A 24857-nucleotide genomic window follows, 5' to 3' on the forward strand; every position below is an offset into this window, starting at 1 on the left:
GCTGCAAGCGGCCTCAGCTTCGCAATAAGCCTAGATCAGGCCCGCCAGCGGCGACGACGGATCGGCATAGAGGCGCTTCTTCATCCGCCCGGCCAGATAGGCTTCACGCCCGGCGATGACCGCGTGCTTCATGGCGCTGGCCATCAGGATCGGGTCGCGCGCCTCGGCGATGGCGGTGTTCATCAGCACGCCATCGCAGCCCAGCTCCATCGCCACGGCGGCGTCCGACGCCGTGCCGACGCCCGCGTCGACCAGCACCGGCACCTTGGACTGCTCGACGATCAGGCGGATGTTGATGGGGTTCTGCACGCCCAGGCCCGAGCCGATCGGCGCACCCAGCGGCATGATGGCCACGGCGCCCGCGTCTTCCAGCTTGCGCGCATAGACCGGGTCGTCGGTGCAATAGACCATGACCTCGAAGCCCTCTGCGGTCAGCAGCTTCAGCGAGCGCAGGGTTTCTTCCATGTCGGGGAACAGGGTGCGCTGGTCCGCCAGAACCTCCAGCTTCACCAGGGTCCAGCCGCCCGCCTCGCGCGCCAGACGCAGGGTCCGCACCGCGTCCTCGCCGGTGAAGCAGCCCGCCGTGTTCGGCAGATAGGTATAGCGCTTGGGGTCCAGGAAGTCGGTCAACACCGGCTGGCTGGGATCGGTCAGGTTCACCCGGCGCACGGCCACGGTGACGATCTCAGCGCCCGAAGCCTCGGCGGCGGCGGCGTTCTGAGCATAGTCGCGGTACTTGCCGGTGCCCACGATCAGGCGCGAGTTGAAGGTGCGGCCGGCGACGGTCCAGCTGTCGGTGCGGGGGGCGGTATCGGTCATGCTCCTGACCTAGCGCTGCGGGGCGCACGGGGGAAGCGTCGTTGCGGGATTTGATAACTGCGTCCCACCCTTCCGCTCATCCCCGCGGAGGCGGGGACCCAGTGAGAACCCCATGCGCACCCTAGGACCGTCAGGCTTGTCGCCAAAGAACTGGGTCCCCGCCTCCGCGGGGATGAGCGGGGATCTAGGGAAACGTCAGCCGCCCCCGACGAACTGCACCAGCTCGATCTTGTCGCCCTCGGCCAGCGCGGTTTCGCCGTGCAGCGAGCGCGGCACGATCTCCAGATTGCGCTCGACCGCCACCTTCTTCGGGTCCAGCGACAGCTCCTGAACCAGGCCCAGAATGGTCGTGGCGGCGGTGTCCCGCACCTCGCCGTTGACTTCGATACGCATGACGTTAGGTCAACCTCTTCATCGACGCGCTTTGCGTCGCGCCTTACCTGAGCTACAACGCCCGACCGAATCCGCGCGGTCGTGAGCGCCAGTTTTCCGAGCGAATGCCCGAAGCCCCTGTCCTCTACGTCCTGAACGGCCCCAATCTCAACCTCCTCGGGGTTAGAGAACCGGACATCTATGGCCGCGAGACCCTGGCCGATGTGCAGGCCCTGTGCGAGGCCGCCGCCGAGGGCGCGCGCGTGGTCTTCCGCCAATCGAATCACGAAGGCCAGTTGGTCGACTGGATCCATGAGGCGCGCAACGAAGCCTGCGCCCTGGTGATCAATCCCGCCGCCTTCACCCATACTTCGGTAGCCCTGCTGGATGCGTTGAAGACGCTCAGCGTGCCCGTCATCGAATGCCACCTGTCGAACCCCGCCGCGCGCGAGGATTTCCGGCGTCATTCCTATGTTTCGCTGGTTGCGACCGGCGTAATTTCGGGCTTCGGCCCCCACAGCTACGAACTGGCCGTCAAGGCCGCCCTTCGGCTCGCGCGGGAACGCGCCGAGGCCGGGGTTCGTTCGCCCAAGATCTGAAGAGAGACTCATCATGTCTGACGACAAGCACAAGAACGAAGGCATCGACGCCGGCCTGATCCGCAGCCTGGCCGACATCCTCAACGAAACCGACCTGACCGAGATCGAGGTCGAGCGCGGCGAACTGCGTATCCGCGTCGCCCGCGAGATCACCATGACGGCCGCCGCCCCGGTGCATTACGCCGCCGCTCCGGTCGCGCACGCCGCTCCGGCCGCCACCGCTCCGGCCTCCATGCCCTCGGACCCGGCCACCATCGTTTCGCGCAAGGGCGAAGAGGTGAAGTCGCCGATGGTCGGCACCGTCTATCTGCAGCCCTCGCCGGAGGCTCCGGCCTTCGTCAAGGCCGGCGACAAGGTCAAGAAGGGCCAGACCCTGCTGATCGTCGAAGCCATGAAGACCATGAACCCGATCCAGGCCCCGCGTGACGGCGTCGTCTCGGAAATCCTGGTCGGCGACGCCCAGCCGGTCGAGTTCGGCGAAGCTCTGGTTATGCTGGAAGCCTGAGACCCGTCATGTTCACCAAGGTCCTGATCGCCAACCGCGGCGAAATCGCCCTGCGCATCCACCGGGCGTGCAAGGAGATGGGCATCTCCACCGTCGCCGTGCACTCCGAAGCCGACCGCGGCGCCATGTGGGTGCGGCTGGCCGACGAAAGCGTCTGCATCGGCCCCGCGCCGGCGGCCAAGTCCTATCTGAACATCCCGCAGATCATCGCGGCGGCGGAAATCACCGGCGCCCAGGCGATCCACCCGGGTTACGGCTTCCTGTCGGAAAACGCCCGCTTCGCCGAGATCATCGAGGCGCACGGCCTGACCTTCATCGGCCCCAAGCCCGAGCATATCCGGGTCATGGGCGACAAGATCACCGCCAAGAAGACGGTCATGGAGGCGGGCATCCCCGTCGTCCCCGGCTCTGACGGCGAAGTGGAGACCGTCGAGGCCGCCATCGAGGCGTCCAAGACCATCGGCTTCCCCCTGATCGTCAAGGCCGCCGCCGGCGGCGGCGGTCGCGGCATGAAGGTCGCCCTGACGCCCGACGATCTGGTCGAAGCCGTGCAGACGGCCCAGACCGAGGCCAAGGCCGCCTTCGGCAACGGCGCCGTCTATATGGAGCGTTACCTCCAGAAGCCGCGCCACATCGAGATCCAGGTCATCGCCGACAGCCACGGCAACGTCGTCCACCTGGGCGAACGCGACTGTTCGCTGCAACGCCGCCACCAGAAGGTGCTGGAAGAGGCCCCCTCGCCCGCCCTGTCGGCCGAGGGTCGCAAGGCCATCGGCGAGACGGTCAACAAGGCCATCGCCGCCATCGGCTACCTGGGCGTCGGCACGATCGAGTTTCTGTGGGAAGATGGCGAGTTCTTCTTCATCGAGATGAACACCCGCCTGCAGGTCGAGCACCCGGTCACGGAAATGATCACGGGCGTCGATCTGGTCCGCGAACAGGTCCGCATCGCCGCCGGCCTGCCGCTGTCCTTCACGCAGGAAGACATCCATTTCGAAGGCCACGCCATCGAGGTGCGGATCAACGCCGAGAACGCCGAGACCTTCACCCCGTCGCCCGGCACCATCACCGACTTCCACGCTCCGGGCGGCCTGGGCGTGCGTCTGGATAGCGCCATCTACGCCGGCTATTCGATCCCGCCCTACTACGACAGCCTGATCGGCAAGCTGATCGTCCACGGCCGCGACCGCGAGGAGTGCCTGGCGCGCCTCAAGCGCAGTCTGGGCGAAATGGTCATCGGCGGCGTCGACACCACCATCCCCCTGTTCCAGAAGCTGCTGCAGGAGCCGGACATCCTGTCGGGCGACTACGACATCCACTGGCTGGAAAAATGGGCCGCCGCCCAGAAGGCTCAGGCCTAAGGCGCCTTGGAAGACCCCGAGTTCAGCGCCAGCAGCCCTCCCAGCGCCTTCGGGCCTGACGAACTGCTGGCCTGCTACGCTCGGGGCGTCTTTCCCATGGCCGAGGCGCGCGACGATCCGCGCGTCTTCCTGGTCGAGCCGGACCAGCGGGGCGTCGTCCCGCTCAACCGCTTCCACATCCCTGCGCGGCTGCGCCGCACCGTTCGGGGCGAGCCGTTCCAGGTGCGGGTCGACACGGCCTTCGACGCCGTCCTGAACGCTTGCGCGGCGTCAGCCGCCGGGCGTGAGGACACCTGGATCAACGATCCGATCCGCTCGCTCTATCTCCAGCTTCACCTGCGCGGCCACGCCCACAGCATCGAGTGCTGGCAGGACGAGGTTCTGGTCGGCGGGCTGTATGGCGTGACGCTGGGCGGCGCCTTCTTCGGCGAGAGCATGTTCAGCCGGGCGCGCGATGCGTCAAAGGTCGCCCTGGTGCATCTGGTGGCGCGGCTGCGGAAGGGCGGATGGGGTCTGCTGGACGCCCAGTTCCTGACCGAACACCTGAGCCAGTTCGGGGCCGTGGAGACGCCGCAGGCGGCTTACTTGCGGCTGCTGAAGCCCGCCCTGCGCCTGACGCCCGACAAGTTGGTCCTGACCGCGCCCATGACGGGCGCAGAGGCCGTGACCTATGCCTTACAGCCCACGACCCAGGCGTCGTAGATCGGGTGTTGCAGGCCGCTGACGGCCGGCGATGACGCGAACATCCAGCCCTTGAAGATCTGACGCGCCTCGGTCGGCACGGCGATCCCGCGCGGCTGCACCCCGACCTCCAGATAGGCGATGGAGTCCTCGGTCTGTTCGTCCGACGCCGAAACCTCGCAAGCGCGTGCGCTGAAGATCAGGGTCTTGTTGAAGCGAACGGGACGCCCGCCGACCTCGACCTCAAACCGCATGGATTCGGCCGTGACCTTGTCGATGGCGTGGATGATGGCGACCGGGCGGCGCTGGCGACGGCCGGGAACGGCGGCGGGCTCAGCCGCCGGCTTGGGCGCCTCAACCGCTGCTTCCGGCGGGACGTCTTCCTGAACGGCGGCGATCTCGGCCTCGGGCGTCACCACGACCCCGGGCGTTCCCGGCGCGGCGGTCGGCGCGGTCGAGGGCGTCGTAGAGCCCTGCGCGGGCGTCGCCGGGGTCTGCGGCGCCGTTGCGGGCGGATTTTGCAGAGGCGCGCGGTTGGTGTCGCGGAGCAGATCGCCGACCGGATCCTGAACCGGAACGGCGTCCTGCGGCAGGTCCATCAGGGCGCTGGTCATGCCGGCGCCCGCGACCGCCAGTCCCGCCACGGCCATGCCGACAAGCAGGAGGCGGCGTGCGGTCATTCCGGGCTCCAGGCCTGGTAGTCGCCGGTGGCGGCGGGACGTTTGCCTTCGTTGGCCAGCGAGCCCTGCGGGCGCCACGCCATCGGCGTGCCCGTCAGGTTCGGCAGGTGGTCCTTCTCCCAGGCGCGACGCGGCAGCGGCTTCTCGGCGGGCGATTCGTCATAGGTGTAGCGCAGCCAGCCCTGCCATTCCGGCGGCACCTTCGACGCCTCGGCGTAGCCGTCATAGATGACCCAGCGGCGCTTGCGGCCGTCATAGCTGACGTTGTCGCGCGACTGATAATAGCGATTGCCGAACTCGTCCGTGCCGACCAGTTGGCCGCGTTTGCCGACCGTGAACAGGGTGCCGATCGTGGCGCCGTTCCACCAGGTGAAGATCTTGCTCAGCACGTCGTCGAACTCACTTGAATTCCGCCGCCCAGGGAGGTCCGGCGGCGCAAAGCGATCATAGAAACCGCAGCCGCCCGCGTCCAGCCCGGGACCCGCACAGAGCGTCGCCGCCCGACATCAACATCTTGGGGGTAACACGCCCCTGAGGCCCAAGATTTATTGAAACGGCTTCCGAGGCGTCGTTAATGTCGCGATCAGGACACGCGCGGAGACGTCTGATGCGCATCAAGCCCCGATTTGCCTCCCTCGCCGCAGCCGTGGCGCTGGAGCCCCGCCTGATCGAACGCCCCGGCGTCATGACGCCGACGCTGGCGCCCGCCGACTGGTCTGATGCGCGCGTCGAAGCCTGGCTGGACTGGGCCGAAAGCCTGCCGACCGATCTGCCGCAGGACGCCGCCGCTCCGGACGACGACTACACCGCCTGGCTGGACGGCGCCGCCGATCGCTGGGCGCATCGCCTCGGCGCCTGGGGGCGCGCCCTGGGCCTGTTCGCTGTCGACGCCGACGCCGAGGCCTTTGCCGAGGAACTTTGGGCTGTTCTGCTGCTCGGCCTCGCCGCGCCCGACGCGCCTGTGTCGGACGCGGCTCGGTCGGATGCCGCCTATCTCTCCGTCAGCGAGCCTGGCGCCGCGCGGCGTCTGGCCGATTTGACCGCAGCCCGACGCGGCCAACGCATGGCCGCACGCGCAACCGAGTCCCTGTCCGACGCCCTGCGCGCGGTCGCCGACGCCGTGGACCGCTGCGAAGGCCCGCGCGAAGCCTGCGCCGATCCCGCCGCCAATCCGGCCCTGGCGCGCGCCGCCCTGACCGCCCGCCGCTGCGGCGCGAGCGACGCAGACATCGTCCGCGCCGTCGAGGGCGAGAGCCCCATCGCCGCCCTCCCCGCCCTTGCAACTGGCGTCCTCACGCCCGTGCTGGCCCCGCGCGACAGCATCGCCTCGGGCGGCCCCGAGGCTCTGGCCGTGGCCGAGGCCGCGCTGGAAGGCGATCTGGCCCTGACCTTCGCCCCGCGCGACGCCGAGGCCCTGGCCGACGCGGCGCTGGAAGCCCGCGCCGCCTTCCATCTGCCGACCCTGGCCGCCATCGCGGGCGAGGCCTTCGACGAAGCGCTCGACGACCTGACCCGGCTCTGGGTCGTCGCCCTTGAGATCGAAACGGCCATAGGCTTCCGCGCCGACGCCGCCAGCGCCCGCAGGCGCCAGGCCGTCCGTCCCATCGCGCTGGGCCTGTCCGGTCTGGCCGACTGGGCCGTCGCAACCAACGCCGAAGACCCGACCGCCCTCGCCGCCTCGGTCGGCGCGCGCGTCTCGGCCGCCGCCAGCGCGGCCTCCGCCGAACTCGCCGCCCTGCTCGGCCCCTGCGCCGAATGGGACGCCGTCAGCGACGAAGTCGTGGACGCCGCCGCCCAGCGCGGTCAGGAGACCAGGGCGCTGAAGCACAGCGGTCGTCGTCACGCCGCCATCAATCTGTTCGTGCGCGATCCCGAGCTGGAACTGCGTCTCGGCGCCTCGCCCTTCGCCGCCACCGACCTGTTCCAGACCGAGGATGGCGAGACCGAGCGTCGTCTGCGTCCCTCGCTGGCCCGCGCCATCGCCCGCACGGGCGGCGACGTCGAGGACGCGGAGCGCCGCCTGTTCGGTCGCCGCACCCTGATGGGCGCGCCGGGCCTCAATCATTCGGCCCTGCGAGAGTTGGGCTTCACCGATCTGGAGCTGGAGGCGGTCGAGGACGCGCTGGCGCGGACGGACCAGTTGTCCGCCGTCTTCGCCCCGCCGGTGCTGGATGCGGGCTTCATCGGCGATGTGCTGGGCCTGTCGGTCGAGGACGGCGGCGACCTGCTGCCGCGCCTGGGCTTCGACGAGGGCGCCATCGAGGCGGCCCGGGCCGCCGCCTTCGGTCACGCCGACCTGTCGGACTGGACCGCCGCCCCGGACGCCCTGCGCGACCTGTTGTCCTGCGATCCGGCCGACTTCGAGGCCGACCTTCGCCGCGCGGTCGAACCGTTCAGCGACGTTCCCGACGCCTCGCCCGAGATCATCGACTGGCGCGCCGGTCCGCTTCAGGCCGCCCGCGCCCTAGGCCAGGCCGCCCGCGACGGCCGCCGCGCCGTCGTCCTGCGCCGGGCCGCGCCGCCCGCCGACTTCCGCCTGGACTTGCCTGAACAGGACGCGCCCGCCCAGCGGCGCACCGAGCCGGAAGCCAAGACCGTCGAGCGCGTAGTCGAGAAGGTCATCGAACGCGACCGCACCCGCCGCAAGCTGCCCGACCGCCGCAAGGGCTATATCCAGAAGGCGGCCGTCGGCGGCCACAAGGTCTACATCCACACAGGCGAATACGAAGACGGCGAACTGGGCGAGATCTTCATCGACATGCATAAGGAAGGCGCCGCCTTCCGCTCGCTGATGAACAACTTCGCCATCGCCATCTCGATCGGCCTGCAATACGGCGTGCCGCTGGACGAGTTCGTCGACGCCTTCGTCTTCACGCGGTTCGAGCCGGCGGGGCGCGTCACCGGCAATGATTCGATCCGCTCGGCGACGTCGATCCTCGACTACATCTTCCGCGAGCTGGGCGTCTCCTATCTGGAGCGTCAGGAGTTGGCCAACGCCGAGCCCGAGGGGCTGAACCCCGACGGTCTGGGGGGCGCCGCCGAAGACGCCGAGCCAGTGCCGGCGGCGCGCTTCATCTCCAAGGGGTTCGCGCGCGGCGCGGCGCCCGACAACCTTGTCGTCGTCCCATTTGGACGCAAGGCCGAGGCTCCCCGACCAAATGCGCCCACCGAGGCCGTCGCCTGTCCCGAATGCGGCGACTTCAGTCTCCAGAATCGCGGCGGCGGATGGATTTGCGACACCTGCGGAGCAGCCCCGCAGATGCAGGGCTGAGACAAGCCCCGTTCGGCCCGCTTCTTGCTGTCGATGTGTCAAAGCCCGGAGCCTTCGCATGAATCGTCTCGCAATCGCACTCGTCGCCTCGCTCGTCGCCGCCGCGGCCCTGCCCGCCGCGGCCCAGAACGCCTCGCAGATCAGCCGCGTGCGCAGCGGCGCCAACTGCCCCGGCTGCAACCTGTTCCAGGGTGATTTTTCCGGCATGGAGGTGCGCGGCCTCAATCTGGCCGGGGCCCGTCTGCGCCAGGCCGATCTCAGCCTGACCGTCATGAACCGCACCCGCTTCTCGCGCGCCGACATGCGCGACGTGGAGGCCTATGGCGGCGTCTTCTCAAGTTCGAACTTCGCCGGCGCCGACCTGACCAACGCCAGCTTCGTCGGCGCCTATCTGGACGGAGCCGTCCTGTCCGGCGCGCGGCTGAACGGGACCAACCTGTCGGGCGCCCAGCTGGCGCGGGCGGTGGGCCTGACCCAGGGCCAGCTCAATCAGGCCTGCGGCGATGATGCGACCGTCCTGCCTTCCGGCCTACGCATTCCAGCCTGCTGAAGGTCGCCTTCGTTACCACGATTTAAGTAGGGTTTTTCGGGCGATGGGCGCATCTAGATAACGTGATGAAACGCTCGTTCGCCCTTCTCCGTCGCCTGGCTCCTGCAGCCGCCGCCCTGTCGGGCGGGCTGGCCGGCGTGCTGACCGCCGCACCCGCCTTCGCCGGGGTGGTGGACATGGCTCAGATGCAGGATCGCGACGTCGCCCGCATGGTGTCGCTGGGCGGCAGCTGCAACCGTTGCGAACTGTCGGGCCGCGACCTGTCGGGCGCCACCTTCACCGGCGCCAGCTTCACCAACGCCACCCTGGTCGGCGCCACCCTGCGCGGCGCCGAGCTGATGGGCTCGAACTTCTCGGGCAGCGACTTCAGCCGCGCCGATTTGCGCGGCGCCGAGATGATGGGCGCAAACTTCACCAACGCCCTGTTCATCAGCGCCAATATGACGGGCGCGGAAGCCTCGGGCGCGACCCTGATCGGCACGAATTTCCGGGACGCCAACCTGTCGTCCGCCGAGTTGAACAGCGCAAACTTCAACCGCGCCGTCCTGACGCGCGCCAATCTCAGCAACAGCGAGATGTTCGCCGCGACCCTGGCCAATGTTCGGGCCGAAGGCGCCGATTTCACCAACGCCGAGGTCAATGCTTCCAACCTGTCCAACGGCGTATTCGACGGTGCCCTGTTCCGCAACGCCTCGCTGGACAGCGCTCGCCTGACCGGCGGCAGCTTCGACCGCGCCAACTTCTCCGGCGCCTCGATGAAACGCACCGACATTCGCGGCGCCGACCTGTCAGGCGCGCGCGGCCTGCGTCAGGAACAGATCCAGGAAGCTTGTGGCGACGGATCCACCCGCCTGCCCAGCGGTCTGTCAGTGCGTTCCTGCGGCGGCGGCGTCCGCATTATCCGGTCCCACCCGGCGCCGCCGACGCCGCCCGTCCCGCCGCGCCAGCGCAATCTGGTCATCGCCTCCGGCAACTGACCACAAGACAAGACAAAAAAGGGGCGGCCCGCGAAGGCCGCCCCTTTTGCATTCCAGCGCCGCAACGCCGCTTACTTGAGCGGCAGGGCCGTGCGGATCGACAGTTCCTTCAGCTGCTTGTCGGCGGCCTCGGCGGGCGCGCTCATCAGCAGGTCCTGGCCCTGCTGGTTCAGCGGGAAGGCGATGACCTCGCGGATGGCCGTCTGGTTGGCCAGCAGCATGACGATGCGGTCGATGCCGGGGGCCAGACCGCCGTGCGGCGGGGCGCCGAAGCGGAAGGCGTTCAGCATGCCGCCGAACTGCTCTTCGACCACCGAGGCGTCGTAGCCGGCGATCTCGAAGGCCTTGAGCATGATCTCGGCCTTGTGGTTCCGGATCGCGCCCGAGCACAGCTCATAGCCGTTGCAGACGATGTCGTACTGATAGGCGCGGATGGTCAGCGGGTCCTGGGTCTCCAGGGCCTCCATGCCGCCCTGCGGCATCGAGAAGGGGTTGTGGCTGAAGTCGACCTTCTTCTCTTCTTCCGACCATTCGAACATCGGGAAGTCGACGATCCAGCAGAATTTGAACTGCTCCTCGTCGACCAGCTTCAGCTCCGTACCCACGCGGGTGCGGGCCAGACCGGCGAACTTGGCGAAGACCGCGGGGTCGCCGGCGGTGAAGAAGGCGGCGTCGCCCTTGCCCAGACCCAGCGAGGCCATCAGGGCCTCGGTCGGCTCCTGGCCGAGGTTCTTGGCGATCGGGCCGCCCCAGGCCTGCTGATCGTCGGACCAGAAGATGTAGCCCAGACCCGGCTGGCCTTCGCCCTGCGCCCACGAGTTCATGCGGTCGCAGAAGGCGCGCGAACCGCCGGTCGGAGCCGGGATGGCCCAGACGGCATTCTTGGCGTCGGCGCCGAGGATCTTGGCGAACAGACCGAAGCCGCCTTCGCGGAAGTGGTCCGAGACGTCCTGCATCTTGATCGGGTTGCGCAGGTCCGGCTTGTCCGAGCCGTACCACTTCATCGACTGGGCATAGGTCAGGCGCTCGAAGCCCTTGTGCTCCATGCTCTGATCGAAGTCGTTGATGAAGGTGTGGGGCTGATCGATCGGCGAGACCGGCTTGCCCTCGCCGAACTCGTTGAACACGCCGTGCATCAGCGGCTCGATGGCGGCGAAGACGTCTTCCTGGGTGACGAAGCTCATCTCGACGTCGAGCTGGTAGAATTCCAGCGAACGGTCGGCGCGCAGGTCTTCGTCGCGGAAACAGGGCGCGATCTGGAAGTAGCGGTCAAAGCCCGACACCATCAGCAGTTGCTTGAACTGCTGCGGGGCCTGCGGCAGGGCGTAGAACTTGCCCGGGTGCATCCGCGACGGCACCAGGAAGTCGCGCGCGCCTTCCGGCGACGAGGCCGTCAGGATCGGGGTCTGGTACTCCAGGAAGCCCTGCTCGACCATGCGCTGACGGATCGAGTGGATCACCTTGGAGCGCAGGACGATGTTCTTGTGCAGGGTCTCGCGACGCAGGTCGAGGAAGCGGTTCTTGAGGCGGATTTCCTCAGGATATTCCGGCTCGCCGAAGACCGGCAGCGGCAGTTCGGCGGCTTCCGACAGAACCTCGACCGACAGGACGCGGACTTCGATCTCGCCCGTCGGCAGGTTGGCGTTGGTGGTTTCGGCCGAGCGACTGACCACTTCGCCGTCGATCTTGATGACGCTTTCGGCGCGCAGACGCTCGACGGCTTCAAAGCCCGGCGTCTCCGGGTGCAGCACCAGTTGGGTCAGGCCGTAGTGGTCGCGCAGGTCGATGAACAGCAGACCGCCGTGGTCGCGCTTGCGGTGAACCCAGCCCGACAGACGAACATTCGAGCCCGCATCCGTCGAACGGAGGGCGCCGCAGGTATGGGTGCGATAGGCGTGCATGATCGGATTTCGTCTGAAAACGGCTGGAGAACAGCGTGAATTAGGAGGGGCGAAAGGCCCATCATCGCCCCGGAAAGTCAAGGCTGGCGGCTAAATCCACAGCGCCGCGCGGTTGTCCACCGCAGCAAGGAACCTGCCCACAGCGCGCCGGACGGCCTCTGCTATGGTTCAGTTCATGACCGCACTCGGTTCCGACATCCAGCAACTGCGCCTGCCCCTGCGGCAGGAGGCGTCGCAACGTGCGGCCGATTTCGTCGTGTCCGAATCCAATGCGGCCGCGACCTCGGTGCTGGCGACCTGGCCCGAGATGGCCGGTTCGGTCCTGTCGATCTTCGGCCCGCCCGGCAGCGGCAAGAGCCATCTGGCCGCCGCCTGGGTCGAACGCACCGGCGCCGTCGCCCTGCACGGGGCCGAGGCCGCCATCGTCGATCCGCTGGAGCTGGAGGGCCGGATCGTCCTCCTGGACCGCGCCCAGGACGCCGACGACGAGAGCCTGTTCCACCTCATCAACCTGACGCAATCCGGCGGCGGCGCCCTGCTGCTGGTGTCGCGCGACCCGCCCGCAGCCTGGGCCTGCGACCTGCCCGACCTGCGCTCGCGCCTGAACGCGATCCGCACCGTGGGGATCGAAGCCCCCGACGACGCCGTCCTGGCCGCCATGCTGAAACGCGCCTTCGCCACCCGCAACATCACGCCCGGCGAGGAGGTGGTGGATTATCTGGCCCGCCGCATCGACCGCTCGGCCGACGCCGTCGAGCGCATCGTCGACCAGTTGGACGCCTTCCACCGCCCGGTCACGCGCGTCCTGGCCCGTCAGGTCCTGGAAGACAGCGACGAACTGTCCGACTGATCAGGCTCGGTCGGCAAGCTTCACTGGCGTCAGCAGCAGTTGCGCCAAGCCCATGCCGATGATCAGCCCGCCGAAGACCATCCATGTTTTCGGACTCCGCTCACCCCATTGGGTCCGCGCCAGCCAGAAAGCTGCAATCGCAACCAGCCCCATCCAGCCAAGGTTCGACGCTCGCACGAGCATTTCGCCGCACCCCTTGCACGAAAAGGGCTTGGGCTTGAGCTGAGACAGCGCTCTCGAAAGCGGAATGCGCCGCCGACAAGCCGGACAGGCGACCCGCATCGTTTCCTCATCCATGACACCCTCCCCGCGTTGCCGACACGGTAAAGCAGGTCTGCGATCCAACAAGTCGCCAGATCGCGGTTGCAGCCGTCACAGGGCCGCGCGACAACAGTCAAATGACTGAAATCGCGCCCATCGCTGTCGACACCACCGGCGAGGAAGTCCCCTCCTCGCGCGCCCCGCAGCTGGAGCTGTCCGAGGCGCTGATGAACTCGCCCGAGCGCTTCATCAACCGTGAGCTGTCCTGGCTGGCCTTCAACGGGCGCGTGCTGGAAGAGGCCGCGAACGAGGGCCATCCGCTGCTGGAGCGGGTCCGCTTCCTGTCGATCTCGGCCAACAACCTGGATGAGTTCTTCATGACCCGCGTGGCGGGGCTGAAGGGGCAGGTGCGCGAGCGCGTCCGCGTCGTCTCGCCCGACGGCCTGACGCCCGCCGAACAGCTGGAGCAGGTCAACGCCGCCGCCGGGGCCCTGATGGCCGAGCAGCAGCGCCGCTGGCGCGTCCTGCGCAAGGAGATGGCCGCCGCCGGGATCGAGGTCGTGGACGGCGGCAAGATCACCCGCACCGAGCGCGAGCGGCTGGAGCCCGAGTTCCTGAACCAGTTGTTCGCCGTTCTGACGCCGATGGCGATCGACCCGGCCCACCCCTTCCCCTTCCTGCCCAACCTCGGCTTCTCGCTGGCGCTGAAGCTGCGCCGGAACAATGACAACCGCGTCCTCTACGCCCTGGTGCCGGTGCCGACGCAGGTACGACGCTTCTGGGCTCTGGCGACGGACGGCCGTTCGACGCCCGGACGCAAGCGCTTTGTCTCGCTGGAAAGCCTGCTGCTGCTCTTCATCGATCATCTCTTCCCCGGCTGCGAGGTTCTGGAGAAGGGGCTGTTCCGCCTGATCCGCGACTCGGACATCGAGATCGAGGAAGAGGCCGAAGACCTGGTCATGGAGTTCGAGGAGGCGCTGAAGCAGCGCCGCATGGGCTCGGTCGTCCGCATCAAGATCCAGGCCTCCATGCCCGAGGACCTGCGCAACTTCATCATCGCCGAACTGCACGCCCAGCCCCAGGACGTGGTTCTGGTCGAGGGGATGCTGGGGCTGGCGCAACTGGCCGAACTGATCCCCGGCGGCCACCCCGACCTGAAGTTCAAGGGCTATGAGCCCCGCTATCCCGAGCGGGTCCGCGACAACGGCGGCGACATCTTCGCGGCGGTGCGCGAGAAGGACATGCTGATCCACCACCCGTTCGAGAGCTTCGACGTGGTGGTCCAGTTCCTGCGACAGGCCGCGCGCGATCCCCACGTCATCGCCATCAAGCAGACGCTTTACCGCACCTCCAAGGACAGCCCCATCGTCGCCGCCCTGATCGAGGCGGCCGAGAACGGCAAGAACGTCACCGCCCTGATCGAACTGAAGGCGCGCTTTGACGAAGAGGCCAACCTGCGCTGGGCGCGGCAGATGGAGCGGGCCGGCGTCCACGTCGTCTTCGGCTTCGTGGAGTACAAGACCCACGCCAAGCTGAGCGTGGTGGTGCGGCGCGAGGGCGAGGCCCTGCGCACCTACTGCCACTTCGGCACCGGCAACTACCACCCGACCACGGCCAAGATCTACACCGACCTCAGCCTGTTCACCTGCGACCCGGTGCTGGGGCGCGATGCGACGCGGGTGTTCAACTACATCACCGGCTATGCGGCGCCGGACGAGCTGGAGGCCCTGGTGGTCTCGCCGCTGAACATGAAGACCAGCCTGCTGGAAATGATCGGCAAGGAGATGTCGGCCGCCGCCAAGGGCAAGCCCGCCGCCATCTGGGCCAAGATGAACGCCCTGGTCGATCCCGAGATCATCGACGCCCTGTATCGCGCCAGCCAGTGGGGCGTGCGGATTGAACTGGTGATCCGCGGCATCTGCTGCCTGCGCCCCGGCGTGGCGGGCCTGTCCGAGAACATCCGGGTCAAGTCGATCGTCGGCCGCTTCCTGGAGCACAGCCGCATCGTCGCCTTCGCCAACGGTCACGACCTGCCCAGCAACAAGGCCAAGCTGTTCATTTCCTCCGCCGACTGGATGCCGCGCAACCTGGACCGCCGGGTCGAACTGATGACGCCGATCCTGAACGCCACGGTCCACGATCAGGTGCTGGATCAGATCATGGTCGCCAACCTGAAGGACGACGCTCAGAGCTGGGTTCTGGAAGCCGACGGAACCTATCGCCGTGTCACGCCCTCCGGTCCTGAACGCCCCTTCTCGGCCCACAAGTATTTCATGACCAATCCCAGCCTGTCGGGCCGCGGCCGCAAGGTGAAGACCCTGCCCGGCGCCCTGTCCTATTCGGGGCTTAAAGCCCGGAAGCGCCGCTGATGGGCGTCGAGGCCGAATACCCCTCGCGTCAGATCGCGGTCATCGACATCGGCTCCAACTCGGTGCGTCTGGTCCTCTACCGACTGGAAGGCCGGGCGGTCTGGACCATGTTCAACGAGAAGGTCCTGGCCGGTCTGGGGCGTGATCTGGCCGCGACCAAGCGCCTGTCCGTGCCCGGCGTCGTCTCGGCCATGACGGCCCTGCGCCGCTTCGCCGCCGTCATCGAGGGCGTCCAGCCGGACCAGACCATCGTGGCCGCCACCGCCGCCGTCCGCGAAGCCGAGGACGGCGCCGAGTTCTGCGCCCGCGTGGCCGCCGAAACCGGGCTGCAGGTCCGCGTCCTGAGCGGCGAGGAAGAAGCCCGCTATTCGGCGCTCGGCGTCCTGGCCGGCGCGCCCGGCTCGCAAGGCGTCGCCGCCGACATGGGCGGCGCCAGTCTGGAACTGACCCGCATCGGCGACGGCGCCCGCAACCGCCCGCTGGGCGAAGGCGTGACCCTGCCGCTGGGGCCGTTCGCCCTGGCCGATCCCAGGGGGTTCGACGTTGATCGTCTGCGCGCCCGCATCGCCAAGCGCCTGGAGCCGGTCGCCAAGACCTACGCCACCGAAGCCCTGCACGCCGTCGGCGGGGCCTGGCGCAGCCTGGCCCAGATGCACATGGCCCAGACCGACCACCCGCTGCGGATCGTGCACGAATACGCCATGACCGCCGCCGACGCCCGCGACCTGGCCCGGCTGGTGGCGCGTCAGCCCAAGGCCTCGCTGGAGAAGCTGCCCGGCGTGTCCAAGCGCCGGGCCGAAACCCTGCCCTACGCCGCCCTGGTGCTGGACGGTCTGATCGACGCCCTGGGCCTGAAATCCGTGACCTTCTCCGCCTGGGGCGTGCGCGAGGGCCTGCTCTACGCCGGGATGTCGTCCGACATGGCGGCGGTGGATCCCCTGCTGGCCGGCTGTTCGGCCTGGGGCGGACGCCAGGGCGTGGACCCGGCCCTGCCCCGCGCGCTGGACGGCTGGCTGCAGCCGGTCGTCTCGGCCATGCCCGAGGCCTTTGGCGAGGAACGCGACGCCCTGCTGACCGCCTCGGTCTGTCGACTGGCCGATCTCGGCGCCCGGCTGCACCCGGACCACCGGGTCGATCTGGTCTTCGATCAGGTGCTGCGCTCGCCCATTCCAGGCCAGACCCACGCCGAACGCGCCTTCCTGGCCGTGGCCATGAACGCCCGCTACGGCGGCGAGGCCAAGACGCCGTCGCCCGGCGCCGTGGATCGCCTGCTGTCGGAAAAGGGCCAGAAGCGCGCCCGCGCTCTCGGCCTGGCCATGCGGCTGGCCTGCGACCTGTCCGGCCGCTCGCCGCAACTGCTGGCCAACGCCGCCGCCACGGTCGAGAAGGGGGCGCTGCGGATCACCGCCGCCGAGGGCTACGCCGACATGCTGCTGGGCGAACAGACCCGCCGCCGCGCCAAGGCCCTGGCCGAAGCCATGAACCTGACTCTGAAAATCTAGGGGACGACCATGCCCGTGACCGGAATCGGCGGCTTCTTCTTCCGCTCGAAGGACACCAAGGCCCTGGCCGACTGGTATCTGACCCACCTCGGCGTCGGGGCGCCGGAAAACGTCTGGATCTGGAACCAGCAGGCGGGGCCGACGGTCTTTGCCCCGTTCAAGGAAGACAGCGACTATTTCGCCGCCGACCACCGCTGGATGCTGAATCTGCGGGTCGAGGGGCTGGACGACCTGATCGCCTCGCTGAAGGCCGCCGGGATCGAGGTCATCACCAAGGCCGAATGGGACGCCACGCCCGAGATCGGACGCTTTGCCCGCATCCATGATCCCGAGGGCAATCCGATCGAGCTGTGGGAGCCGGCGTCGCCGCCGGCCTGACCCCTCTTCGCCCAGCGAATATCTGAGCGAATATCTGAGTTCAGACGCTTTCGCGTCTGAACCGATTTCGCTCTAGCCCTCGATTTCGACGACTTCGACCCGGGCGCCGTTCAGCACCAGGGCGATCTCGCCCTTCTTGAGCTTCAGCGCGTCTTCGCCGAACAACTGACGGCGCCAGCCCTTCATGGCCTCGACCTCGGCGTTGTCGTCGATGGCGATCTTTTCCAGATCGGCGACGTTGGCGATCAGCTTGGTGGCCACGCCGGCGTTGTCGCTCTTGGCCTTCAGCAGCACCTTCAGCAGTTCCACCACCGAGGGCGGGGCCGGCTGGCTGTGCGCCGGGCGTTCCAGCTTGGGCGCATGGGCCTCCGGATCGGCCATAACGCGCTTCAGTTCGGCCGCCAGTTCCAGACCCAGGCGCGAACCGCCGAAGCCCTTGGGCACCGAACGCAGGCGGTTGAAGGCCTCCGGGTCGGTCGGGGTCTGCACCGCGATCTCGTCGATGCCTTCATCCTTGAGGATACGGCCGCGCGGTTGGTCGCGTTCCTGCGCCGCGCGTTCGCGCCAGACGGCGACGGCGACAAAGGCCGCCAGATACTTGGCGCTGAACTTCTTGGGCTTCAGGCGCTTCCACGCATTCTCGGGCGTGGTGTCGTAAAGCGCCGGATCGGTCAGGGCGGACATCTCCGACATGACCCAGTCCAGACGGCCTTCCTTCTGCAGCCGATCGCGCAGCTTGGGATAGAGGGCGGCCAGATGGGTCACGTCGCCCAGGGCGTAGACCAGTTGCGCATCCGACAGCGGGCGACGCGCCCAGTCGGTGAAGCGGCTGCCCTTGTCCAGTTCCTGGCGCAGCATCTGGCGGACCAGCTGCTCGTAGCTGACCTGATCGCCGAAGCCGGCGGCCATGGCGGCGACCTGGGTGTCGAACATCGGCTTGGGCATGGCGCCCAGGCGGTTGAAGATTTCGACGTCCTGACGGGCGGCGTGGAAGACCTTGATGATCGATTCGTCGCGCAGCAGGTCGAGGAAGGGCTCGAGGTCCAGATCCTCGGCCATCGGGTCGATGATGGCGGCGTCCGTCGGCGAAGCGGCCTGGATCAGGCACAGCTTGGGCCAGTAGGTCGTCTCGCGCATGAATTCGGTGTCGACTGTGATGAACGGGGCCTTGGCCAGCCGTTCGCAGAACTCGATTAGCGCGTCATTGGTGGTGATTGGCGTCATTCCGATGCTATAGCCCCGCGCGACGCCGTTGTGGCAAGAGCGCCGCAACAGATTTTCGCCCCCGATATCGAGCCGTGACCGATGAGCGACACCCCCGAAGCCCTGAAAAACGGCCTCACCTACGCCGATGCAGGCGTGGATATCGACGCCGGAGAAATGTTGGTCGATGCGATCAAGCCCCTGGCCAAGTCGACTCGCCGCCCCGGCGCCGAAGCTTCGCTGGGCGGATTCGGCGCCCTGTTCGACCTGAAGGCCGCCGGTTTTGAAGACCCGCTGATCGTCACCACGACGGACGGCGTCGGCACCAAGCTGAAAATCGCCATCGAAACCGGCCGTCATGACGGCGTGGGCGTCGATCTGGTCGCCATGTGCGTCAACGACCTGCTGGCCCAAGGCGCCGAGCCGCTGATGTTCCTGGACTACTACGCCACCGGCAAGCTGGACGTGGACGCCGCGCGCCGCGTCGTCGCCGGCATCGCCGAGGGCTGCCGTCAGTCGGGCAGCGCCCTGGTGGGCGGCGAGACGGCCGAAATGCCCGGTATGTATTCGGGCGGCGACTATGATCTGGCCGGCTTCTCGGTCGGCGCGGTCGAGCGCGGCCAGGTCCTGCCCTATCTGGACCAGCAGAAGGCAGGCGACGTCGTCATCGGCCTGGCTTCCTCGGGTCCGCACTCGAACGGCTATTCGCTGATCCGCAAGGTGGTCGAGAAATCCGGCCTGGCCTGGGGCGACGACGCGCCCTTCGCCAAGGACCGCACCCTGGCCCAGGCCCTGATGGAGCCGACCCGCATCTATGTGAAGCCGGTCCTGCCGCTGATGAAGGCCGGTCTGGTCAAGGGCGCCGCCCACATCACGGGCGGCGGCCTGATCGAGAACCCGCCGCGCTGCATCGCCGAGGGCCTGCAGGCCGCGTTCGACTGGAACGCCTGGTCCCTGCCCCCGGTCTTCGAATGGCTGGGCGTCGTCGGCGGCATCTCCGACCACGAACTGCGCCGCACCTTCAACTGCGGCGTCGGCTTCATCCTGATCGTCTCGCCGGAAAACGCCGAGCCGGTCCTGGCCGCCCTGCTGAACGCGGGCGAAGAAGCCTTCATCTGCGGCCAACTCGAAGCCGCCTGAGCTTCCACCGCTTGAAACGACAAAGGCCCCGGTCGCGAGACCGGGGCCTTTTCTTTTACCGCCTGAACGTCAGCGAACGCCGCCGTTCTCGGTCTCGTCGTAGAACTTCGCCAGATCGACGTGCAGTTCCTCGAGCGCCTTGCGGCTCGTGTACATCATGTGTCCGCCCTCATAGTAGGTGAACTCTAGGTTCTGACGCAGCTTCGGCTCCAGCATCATCTGGGCCAGGTCGAACTCAGTCGAGAAGAAGGGCGTGGCGGCGTCGTAGTAGCCGTTCAGCGCCAACACTTTCAGATGCGGATTGCGCCGCATGGTCGTGGCCAGGTCGATCGCCGTGTTCGGCGTGGTCTGCGGCCCGCCGACCGGCGGACGGTGGCTCCAGTTCCAGTTGAAGCCCGGCAGGCCGCGCGCCGACTGGCGATAGTCCATGTCGGTGCGGAAGTTCAGCGTATTGGCGATGTAGTCGTTGAAGACGCCGAAATAGGCCCCGGTGATGGCGCTGCTCGACGGATCTTCTTCCGGCTCGCCGCCCACCGCGTCGGCGTCCATGCCGATATAGCGGGTGTCCAGGCGGCCGACGGTCTCGCGCCGGTCGCGCAGAAGCTCCTTGCGGAAGGGCGACAGTTCGACCCGCAGGTTGGCGTTGTCGATGAAGGTCGGCGAGACGCCGATCAGTTCGCTCATCTGCTGGGCGATCTGGGCACGCTCGGCGTCAGAGATCATGTGGCCCTTGGCCAGGGCCGCCGCATAGGGGCCCATGGCGAAGTCGCGCGCCCGCTGGACGTGGGCTTCCACCGTCGCGGGGCGGTTCGGAACCTTGTTGTGATACCAGGCCGTCGCCGCATAGGTCGGCAGCAGGGTGATGAAGTTCTGCGCATATCCCGGCTGGCGCACACCGTAGTTCATGATCGACGACAGCAGGATGACGCCGTTCAGCGACATCCCCCGGCTTTCCAGCTGATGCGCCACCGCGCCCGTGCGCAGGGTGCCGTAGCTTTCGCCCAGCACATACTTGGGGCTGGACCAGCGGTTGAACTTGGTCGTGTAGCGCATGATGGCGCGGGTGAAGGCGTCAGCGTCCTGATCCACGCCCCAGAAGGCCGAACCCGGCGTCTCGGCCAGCGGGCGCGAATAGCCGGCGCCGACCATGTCGATGAAGACCAGATCGGTCTTGTCCAGCAGAGTCATGTCGTTGGGGCCGACGTTGAACGGCGCCGGGCGCTCGACCACCGGATCATCCGTCAGCACCCGCACCGGGCCGAAGGCGCCCATGTGCAGCCACACCGTCGGCGAACCCGGCCCGCCGTTGTAGAGATAGGTCACGGGGCGGCGGCCGACCGGCTGGCCGTCCAGGGTATAGGCGACGTAGAACAGGCTGGCCGTCGGCATCCCGGCGTCGTCGCGGATCGTCAGAGTGCCGGCCGTGGCCTTGTAGCGCATGGCGCGGCCGTGGGCGGTGATCGAATGGCTGGTCGTCACCTCCTTTTCCTCAACGCTGGCGCGGGCCCAGTTGCGCTCCACCTGCTCGGCGTTGGCGTTGCGCAGTCGGTCGGAGGCCGAGCGCACGGGGCCGGAGCCTCCGCTGGACGCTTCTTGAGCCATGGCGACCATGGGCGCGGCGAGCAGCGCCGTCGCACAGACGGCGGTAAGCAGATGACGCATGATTGGAACTCCCCCTGAACACGCCGGACATCCGGCGCCGGGACGCTAACGCCAAGCCTGGCCATCCGGCAACGGACTTTATAACGCTGCGGGCTTGCCAAATAACGCTGCGGGCTTGCCAAGCCGCCGTCGCGGTCGCATCCCTCGCCTCCTCCCCGACCTGTCGCCCGAGCCGTCCCCATGCCGACTGAAACCGCCAAGCCCAAGACCCGCGTGGCCGTGCTGATCTCCGGCTCGGGCACGAACATGGCCTCGCTGATCGCGGCCGGTCAGGCGGCGGGCGCGCCCTATGAGGTCGTGGCGGTCGTTTCCAATGTGGCGGACGTCGCAGGGCTGGCAAAAGCCCGCGCCGCCGGGGTCGAGGCCCTGACCGTCGAACACCGTCCTTTCGGCAAGGACCGCGAGGCGCATGAGCGCGCGCTGGACGCCCTGCTGGTCGAACGCGAGATCGAGGTCGTGGCCCTGGCCGGCTACATGCGCCTGCTGACGCCCTGGCTGGTGCAGAAATGGGCGGGGCGGATGCTGAACATCCACCCGTCGCTGCTGCCCCTCTATCCCGGCCTGAACACCCATGCCCGCGCCATCGAGGCCGGCGACGCCGAGGCCGGCTGCACCGTCCACGTCGTCACCGAGGGCGTCGACGAAGGCCCCGTCCTGGGCCAGGCGCGCGTGCCGATCCTGCCGGGCGACGACGCCGAGACCCTGGCCGAACGGGTCAAGGCGGCGGAACACACGCTTTACCCGCAGACGCTGGCGGCCTTCGCCGCGCGATGAACGGCCACGCTTTCTGAATTATTTTTAATGCGACAGCCCGTCGCAGGCGGGAGCAGTTTCCCGGCGAACGATCGGACCGGCTTCTCCGGCGATCGCTCGCTGTTTCCACATGGGAAGACCCGATGTCCAAGACCCGCCTGATGGGCGCCGCCGGCCTGGCGCTCGCCCTCGCGCTCTCCGCCCAAGCTGCTTCCGCCCAGAACGCCCACGCTGGCCATGCCGCCCCGGCCTCCGCTGCGGCTGACGCGCCGCAGATCCATCCCTGGGGCTTCGACCTGAACGGTCGCGACCTGGCGGTGAAGCCGGGCGACGACTTCAACGAATACGCCAACGGCGCCTATCTGCGGAACACCGAGATTCCTGCGGACAAGGCCCGCTTCGGCCCGTTCGACGTCCTGTACGAGACCGCCCAGAACCAGTTGAAGTCGATCATCGAGGCCAGCGCCGCCAACCCGGTCAACGCCAACGCGCAAAAGGTCGGCGCCCTCTACGCCAGCTTCATGGACGAGGCCCGCGTCAACCAGCTGGGCGCCCAGCCCCTGGCCGCCGACCTGGCCGCCGTCCGCGCCGTCGCTGACCACAGCGGCATGGCCCGTCTGATGGGCGAGAGCCACGCAGGTTTCGGCGGCTCCCTGTTCGGCGTCGACGTCTTCGAGGACCTGCAGAACCCCAACCTCAACTCGGCCTATATGGGCCAGGGCGGCCTCGGCCTGCCCGACCGCGACTACTACCTGAAGGCGGATTTCGCGCCCCAGCGCGAGGCCTACGTCGCCTACATCACCCGCGCCCTGACCGCCGCCGGCTGGTCGAACCCGGCCCAGGCCGCGGCCGACATCCTGGCCTTCGAGACCAAGGTCGCCGAGAAGCACTGGACCACGGTCGAGCGCCGCCAGATCGACAAGATCTACAACCCGGCCCCGACCGCCGACCTGGCCAAGCTGGCCCCCGGCTTTGACTGGACCGCCTTCCTGCAAGGCGCCCAGATCGGCGCCGTGCCGACCATCGTCCTGATGGAAAACACCGCCATCCCGAGCATCGCCCAGGTCTTCGCCGAGACCTCGCTGGACACGCTAAAGGCGTGGGAAGCCTTCCAGATCGTCGATCAGGCCGGCCCCTATCTATCCGACGCCTTCGTCGATTCCCGCTTCGAGTTCCGCGGCAAGACCCTGCGCGGCCAGCCCGAGAACCGTCCGCGCTGGAACCGCGGCGTCGCCCTGGTCGACGGCCAGTTGGGCGAGGTTCTGGGTCAGGAATACGTCCGCCTGCACTTCCCCCCGTCGTCCAAGACCCAGATGGAGGCCCTGGTCGCCAACCTCAGCGCCGCCATGACCGAGCGCCTGAAGGCCCTGGACTGGATGAGCGAACCGACGCGCGAGCAGGCCCTGCTCAAGATGTCCAAGTTCGGCGTGAAGATCGGTTATGCCGAGAAATGGCGCAGCTATGACGGGCTGGAGCTGTCGGCGGGCGATCTCTACGGCAACGTCGAGCGCGCCTCGGCCTTCGACTGGGCCTGGAAGCGCGGCAAGATCGGCCAGGCGGTCGATCCGCTGGAATGGGGGATGACGCCCCAGACGGTGAACGCCTACTACAACCCGCCGCGCAACGAGATCGTCTTCCCGGCCGCCATCCTGCAGCCGCCCTTCTTCGATCCGAACGCCGACCCGGCGGTCAACTATGGCGGCATCGGCGCCGTCATCGGCCACGAGATCACCCACGGCTTCGACGATCAGGGCCGCAAGTCGGACGCAAACGGCGTGCTTCGCGACTGGTGGACGGCCGAAGACGCCGCCCGCTTCGAGGAGCGCGCCAAGGTCCTGGGCGCCCTCTACGACGCCCAGGAGCCGGTCCCCGGCACGCATATCAACGGCGCCCTGACGATGGGCGAGAACATCGCCGACCTAGGCGGCCTGCTGATGGCGCTGGACGCCTATCACCGCAGCCTGAACGGCCAGCCGGCTCCGGTGATCGACGGTCTGACCGGCGAACAGCGCGTCTTCCTGGGCTGGGCGCAGGTCTGGCGCGAGAAGTCGCGTGAGGCGGCGCTCAAGGAGCAACTGACCACCGACCCGCACTCGCCGGGCGCCGCCCGCGCCGCCACCCCGCCGCGCAACATCGACGCCTGGTACGCCGCCTTCGGCGTCACCCCGGATCAGGCCGAGTTCATCGCCCCGGAGAAGCGCGCTCGCATCTGGTAGACGCGACGTCCCTGCGGACATGAGAACGGCGTCGGCTGCAAAGCCGACGCCGTTTCTTTGTCTGAGGCGCCCGCTCCAAATCCCGCTCATCCCGGCGGACGCCGGGATCCAGTACTTTGGTTGCAAGCGCGGCGCTGGATAGAGGCTTTTTCCCACCCTGGAGATTGTGGCTCTTACTGGATCCCGGCGTCCGCCGGGATGAGCGGTGAAGGGGGAGGTCCCGACAAACAAACGGCCCGCCTCCGTTTCCGAAGGCGGGCCGCTTTTATCGCTGAGCCAGGCCGTACAAGGTGGCCTGTTCAAACCTTAGCCAACGATGTCGGCGTCGGTGAAGAACTGGGCGATTTCGATGCCGGCGTTTTCCAGCGAGTCCGAACCGTGGACCGAGTTCTCGCCGATCGACAGGGCGAACAGCTTGCGGATCGTGCCTTCAGCGGCGTCGTTCGGGTTGGTGGCGCCCATGACTTCGCGGTACTTGGCGACGGCGCCTTCGGCTTCCAGCACCTGGACGACGACCGGCTCAGCGATCATCTGGCCGACCAGTTCGCCGTAGAAGGGACGCTCGGCGTGCACTTCGTAGAATTTCTTGGCTTGTTCTTCAGTCAGCTTGATGCGGCGCTGAGCGACGACGCGCAGGCCGGCGCCTTCGATGACGGCGTTGATCGCGCCGGTCAGGTTGCGGCGCGTGGCGTCGGGTTTGATGATCGAGAAGGTGCGTTCGGTCATGGGGAAGACTCTTTGCAGTTTGGAGGATTGAGGGTCGCGGGCTTATAGCGGCGCCCTCCCCGCTTTCCAACCGCCACCTGA

23 protein-coding genes are annotated in these 24857 nt (G+C 67.9%); 14 read left to right on the forward strand and 9 right to left on the reverse strand.

Annotated elements, in window-relative coordinates; translation table 11 throughout:
- Positions 1-30: 30 nt before the first annotated feature.
- Both AC3IS2_RS08185 and thiS read right to left on the reverse strand, forming a co-directional pair.
- Entirely contained in the window at positions 31-819 is a 789-nt protein-coding gene (locus AC3IS2_RS08185; protein ID WP_489197113.1) for a thiazole synthase, read from the reverse strand.
- 195 nt (positions 820-1014) lie between these two features.
- The gene (thiS, locus tag AC3IS2_RS08190) at positions 1015-1212 is read right to left on the reverse strand and encodes a sulfur carrier protein ThiS (protein ID WP_400544732.1); all 198 of its coding nucleotides are present in this window, start codon (positions 1210-1212) and stop codon (positions 1015-1017) included.
- 104 nt (positions 1213-1316) lie between these two features.
- On the opposite strand from thiS, the gene aroQ reads away from it, so the two are divergent.
- Genes aroQ through aat form a run of 4 tightly spaced genes read left to right on the forward strand, consistent with a single transcriptional unit; the run spans position 1317 to position 4358 of the window.
- Complete coding sequence (gene aroQ / locus AC3IS2_RS08195; RefSeq protein ID WP_489197115.1) at positions 1317-1790, forward strand: type II 3-dehydroquinate dehydratase; 474 nt, start codon at positions 1317-1319, stop codon at positions 1788-1790.
- 13 nt (positions 1791-1803) lie between these two features.
- The gene (gene accB, locus AC3IS2_RS08200; RefSeq protein WP_489197116.1) at positions 1804-2295 is read left to right on the forward strand and encodes an acetyl-CoA carboxylase biotin carboxyl carrier protein; all 492 of its coding nucleotides are present in this window, start codon (positions 1804-1806) and stop codon (positions 2293-2295) included.
- An 8-nt stretch (positions 2296-2303) separates the two neighbouring features.
- Positions 2304-3656: an acetyl-CoA carboxylase biotin carboxylase subunit gene (accC, locus tag AC3IS2_RS08205; RefSeq protein WP_489197117.1), complete on the forward strand. Its 1353-nt coding sequence runs from the start codon at positions 2304-2306 to the stop codon at positions 3654-3656.
- 6 nt (positions 3657-3662) lie between these two features.
- Positions 3663-4358, forward strand: coding sequence for a leucyl/phenylalanyl-tRNA--protein transferase (aat, locus tag AC3IS2_RS08210; protein ID WP_489197119.1), 696 nt, complete (start codon positions 3663-3665; stop codon positions 4356-4358).
- Here the strand turns inward: aat and AC3IS2_RS08215 are convergent.
- The gene (locus AC3IS2_RS08215) at positions 4325-5017 is read right to left on the reverse strand and encodes a DUF2155 domain-containing protein (RefSeq protein WP_489197120.1); all 693 of its coding nucleotides are present in this window, start codon (positions 5015-5017) and stop codon (positions 4325-4327) included. The two genes, aat and AC3IS2_RS08215, sit on opposite strands and share 34 nt — an antisense overlap.
- On the reverse strand, positions 5014-5406 hold the full coding sequence (locus AC3IS2_RS08220) for an NADH:ubiquinone oxidoreductase subunit NDUFA12 (protein ID WP_331034267.1): 393 nt from the start codon (positions 5404-5406) through the stop codon (positions 5014-5016). The genes AC3IS2_RS08215 and AC3IS2_RS08220 overlap by 4 nt, the downstream gene beginning before the upstream one ends.
- A gap of 218 nt (positions 5407-5624) precedes the next feature.
- On the opposite strand from AC3IS2_RS08220, the gene AC3IS2_RS08225 reads away from it, so the two are divergent.
- The 3 genes from AC3IS2_RS08225 to AC3IS2_RS08235 all read left to right on the forward strand — a co-directional run bounded on the left by AC3IS2_RS08225 (position 5625) and on the right by AC3IS2_RS08235 (position 9815).
- Complete coding sequence (locus tag AC3IS2_RS08225; RefSeq protein WP_489197123.1) at positions 5625-8288, forward strand: TSCPD domain-containing protein; 2664 nt, start codon at positions 5625-5627, stop codon at positions 8286-8288.
- Between the two features lie 58 nt (positions 8289-8346).
- A complete protein-coding gene (locus tag AC3IS2_RS08230) occupies positions 8347-8838 on the forward strand; it encodes a pentapeptide repeat-containing protein (protein WP_489197124.1) in 492 nt (163 codons plus the stop codon).
- A 65-nt stretch (positions 8839-8903) separates the two neighbouring features.
- Complete coding sequence (locus AC3IS2_RS08235) at positions 8904-9815, forward strand: pentapeptide repeat-containing protein (RefSeq protein ID WP_489197126.1); 912 nt, start codon at positions 8904-8906, stop codon at positions 9813-9815.
- 71 nt (positions 9816-9886) lie between these two features.
- On the opposite strand, the gene aspS is transcribed toward AC3IS2_RS08235, so the two are convergent.
- Positions 9887-11716 carry an aspartate--tRNA ligase gene (gene aspS / locus AC3IS2_RS08240; RefSeq protein WP_489197127.1) on the reverse strand — a complete coding sequence of 610 codons (1830 nt, stop codon included), beginning with the start codon at positions 11714-11716 and terminating at the stop codon, positions 9887-9889.
- 175 nt (positions 11717-11891) lie between these two features.
- On the opposite strand from aspS, the gene AC3IS2_RS08245 reads away from it, so the two are divergent.
- On the forward strand, positions 11892-12566 hold the full coding sequence (locus tag AC3IS2_RS08245) for a P-loop NTPase family protein (protein ID WP_489197128.1): 675 nt from the start codon (positions 11892-11894) through the stop codon (positions 12564-12566).
- On the opposite strand, the gene AC3IS2_RS08250 is transcribed toward AC3IS2_RS08245, so the two are convergent.
- The gene (locus AC3IS2_RS08250; protein ID WP_489197129.1) at positions 12567-12863 is read right to left on the reverse strand and encodes a hypothetical protein; all 297 of its coding nucleotides are present in this window, start codon (positions 12861-12863) and stop codon (positions 12567-12569) included. It lies immediately after the preceding gene.
- 101 nt (positions 12864-12964) lie between these two features.
- Between AC3IS2_RS08250 and AC3IS2_RS08255 the strand changes: the two genes are divergently transcribed.
- Genes AC3IS2_RS08255 through AC3IS2_RS08265 form a run of 3 tightly spaced genes read left to right on the forward strand, consistent with a single transcriptional unit; the run spans position 12965 to position 17076 of the window.
- Positions 12965-15196, forward strand: a complete 2232-nt coding sequence (locus tag AC3IS2_RS08255; RefSeq protein WP_489197130.1) for an RNA degradosome polyphosphate kinase — start codon at positions 12965-12967, stop codon at positions 15194-15196.
- Complete coding sequence (locus AC3IS2_RS08260) at positions 15196-16698, forward strand: Ppx/GppA phosphatase family protein (protein WP_489197131.1); 1503 nt, start codon at positions 15196-15198, stop codon at positions 16696-16698. Before AC3IS2_RS08255 ends, AC3IS2_RS08260 begins: the two co-directional genes overlap by 1 nt.
- 9 nt (positions 16699-16707) lie before the next feature.
- Positions 16708-17076, forward strand: a complete 369-nt coding sequence (locus AC3IS2_RS08265) for a VOC family protein (protein WP_489197132.1) — start codon at positions 16708-16710, stop codon at positions 17074-17076.
- 72 nt (positions 17077-17148) lie between these two features.
- Here AC3IS2_RS08265 and rnd read toward each other — a convergent pair whose 3' ends face one another.
- Entirely contained in the window at positions 17149-18300 is a 1152-nt protein-coding gene (gene rnd / locus AC3IS2_RS08270; protein ID WP_489197133.1) for a ribonuclease D, read from the reverse strand.
- Between the two features lie 81 nt (positions 18301-18381).
- Here rnd and purM point away from each other — a divergent pair, with 81 nt between their 5' ends.
- On the forward strand, positions 18382-19419 hold the full coding sequence (gene purM / locus AC3IS2_RS08275) for a phosphoribosylformylglycinamidine cyclo-ligase (RefSeq protein WP_489197134.1): 1038 nt from the start codon (positions 18382-18384) through the stop codon (positions 19417-19419).
- Between the two features lie 69 nt (positions 19420-19488).
- On the opposite strand, the gene AC3IS2_RS08280 is transcribed toward purM, so the two are convergent.
- Entirely contained in the window at positions 19489-21081 is a 1593-nt protein-coding gene (locus AC3IS2_RS08280; RefSeq protein ID WP_489197135.1) for a S10 family peptidase, read from the reverse strand.
- A 180-nt stretch (positions 21082-21261) separates the two neighbouring features.
- Here AC3IS2_RS08280 and purN point away from each other — a divergent pair, with 180 nt between their 5' ends.
- Both purN and AC3IS2_RS08290 read left to right on the forward strand, forming a co-directional pair.
- Positions 21262-21855, forward strand: coding sequence for a phosphoribosylglycinamide formyltransferase (gene purN, locus AC3IS2_RS08285; RefSeq protein ID WP_489197136.1), 594 nt, complete (start codon positions 21262-21264; stop codon positions 21853-21855).
- A gap of 122 nt (positions 21856-21977) precedes the next feature.
- Positions 21978-24050, forward strand: a complete 2073-nt coding sequence (locus AC3IS2_RS08290) for a M13 family metallopeptidase (protein ID WP_489197137.1) — start codon at positions 21978-21980, stop codon at positions 24048-24050.
- Between the two features lie 306 nt (positions 24051-24356).
- On the opposite strand, the gene ndk is transcribed toward AC3IS2_RS08290, so the two are convergent.
- Complete coding sequence (ndk, locus tag AC3IS2_RS08295; protein ID WP_489197138.1) at positions 24357-24776, reverse strand: nucleoside-diphosphate kinase; 420 nt, start codon at positions 24774-24776, stop codon at positions 24357-24359.
- Positions 24777-24857: the final 81 nt, after the last annotated feature.

This window comes from Brevundimonas sp. KH_025, assembly GCF_057839885.1.

Coding starts and splice junctions, on each gene's coding strand:
- thiS (WP_400544732.1), bottom strand. CDS start 1,212: ATGCGTATCGAAGTCAACGGCGAGGTGCGGGACACCGCCGCCACGACC.
- AC3IS2_RS08235 (WP_489197126.1), top strand. CDS start 8,904: ATGAAACGCTCGTTCGCCCTTCTCCGTCGCCTGGCTCCTGCAGCCGCC.
- AC3IS2_RS08185 (WP_489197113.1), bottom strand. CDS start 819: ATGACCGATACCGCCCCCCGCACCGACAGCTGGACCGTCGCCGGCCGC.
- aspS (WP_489197127.1), bottom strand. CDS start 11,716: ATGCACGCCTATCGCACCCATACCTGCGGCGCCCTCCGTTCGACGGAT.
- aroQ (WP_489197115.1), top strand. CDS start 1,317: ATGCCCGAAGCCCCTGTCCTCTACGTCCTGAACGGCCCCAATCTCAAC.
- rnd (WP_489197133.1), bottom strand. CDS start 18,300: ATGACGCCAATCACCACCAATGACGCGCTAATCGAGTTCTGCGAACGG.
- AC3IS2_RS08215 (WP_489197120.1), bottom strand. CDS start 5,017: ATGACCGCACGCCGCCTCCTGCTTGTCGGCATGGCCGTGGCGGGACTG.
- purN (WP_489197136.1), top strand. CDS start 21,262: ATGCCGACTGAAACCGCCAAGCCCAAGACCCGCGTGGCCGTGCTGATC.
- AC3IS2_RS08230 (WP_489197124.1), top strand. CDS start 8,347: ATGAATCGTCTCGCAATCGCACTCGTCGCCTCGCTCGTCGCCGCCGCG.
- ndk (WP_489197138.1), bottom strand. CDS start 24,776: ATGACCGAACGCACCTTCTCGATCATCAAACCCGACGCCACGCGCCGC.
- AC3IS2_RS08260 (WP_489197131.1), top strand. CDS start 15,196: ATGGGCGTCGAGGCCGAATACCCCTCGCGTCAGATCGCGGTCATCGAC.
- AC3IS2_RS08245 (WP_489197128.1), top strand. CDS start 11,892: ATGACCGCACTCGGTTCCGACATCCAGCAACTGCGCCTGCCCCTGCGG.
- AC3IS2_RS08280 (WP_489197135.1), bottom strand. CDS start 21,081: ATGCGTCATCTGCTTACCGCCGTCTGTGCGACGGCGCTGCTCGCCGCG.
- AC3IS2_RS08290 (WP_489197137.1), top strand. CDS start 21,978: ATGTCCAAGACCCGCCTGATGGGCGCCGCCGGCCTGGCGCTCGCCCTC.
- accC (WP_489197117.1), top strand. CDS start 2,304: ATGTTCACCAAGGTCCTGATCGCCAACCGCGGCGAAATCGCCCTGCGC.
- AC3IS2_RS08250 (WP_489197129.1), bottom strand. CDS start 12,863: ATGGATGAGGAAACGATGCGGGTCGCCTGTCCGGCTTGTCGGCGGCGC.
- AC3IS2_RS08225 (WP_489197123.1), top strand. CDS start 5,625: ATGCGCATCAAGCCCCGATTTGCCTCCCTCGCCGCAGCCGTGGCGCTG.
- purM (WP_489197134.1), top strand. CDS start 18,382: ATGAGCGACACCCCCGAAGCCCTGAAAAACGGCCTCACCTACGCCGAT.
- accB (WP_489197116.1), top strand. CDS start 1,804: ATGTCTGACGACAAGCACAAGAACGAAGGCATCGACGCCGGCCTGATC.
- AC3IS2_RS08265 (WP_489197132.1), top strand. CDS start 16,708: ATGCCCGTGACCGGAATCGGCGGCTTCTTCTTCCGCTCGAAGGACACC.
- AC3IS2_RS08255 (WP_489197130.1), top strand. CDS start 12,965: ATGACTGAAATCGCGCCCATCGCTGTCGACACCACCGGCGAGGAAGTC.